The organism is Mesorhizobium sp. M8A.F.Ca.ET.207.01.1.1 (assembly GCF_004794715.1).
Classification (GTDB): Bacteria; Pseudomonadota; Alphaproteobacteria; order Rhizobiales; family Rhizobiaceae; genus Mesorhizobium.
In genome coordinates this window covers 1-317 of record NZ_SRUS01000395.1, presented here as the reverse complement: position 1 = coordinate 317, position 317 = coordinate 1, and the positions used below count along the sequence as shown (strand labels likewise).

Here is a 317-nt window from a genome sequence, read left to right as displayed (position 1 = left end):
GCCGCGCGCTACGCGTATGCGTACCTGTTCTACAGCGGCCGCTCGCCGTCCGACCGCGCCTTCGAGGACCGGCAGACGCAGGTGCGCGACTACTACAACTACGCGGCCGAGAAGGCGGCGGTGGTGCTGTTCGTGCGCGCGCGTGCAGCGGCACTGGCGGGCGAGGACTACACGAAGCCGATCTCGGTCGGCAGCTGGTCGCTGGCCTCCAACTACCAGCAGTTGAACCTGAAGAGCATTCCCGCGCAGCTGGTGCCGGCCGGTACGGTCAGTTTCGTCGGCCTGCGCAGTACCTATCGCCGCGATGGCTTCGGTGC

The 317-nt window shown here is 67.8% G+C and carries 1 pseudogene; it reads left to right on the top strand.

The window, feature by feature from the left end:
- Positions 1–317, top strand: a pseudogene (locus EN850_RS35065) (alpha/beta hydrolase); the annotation flags it as partial.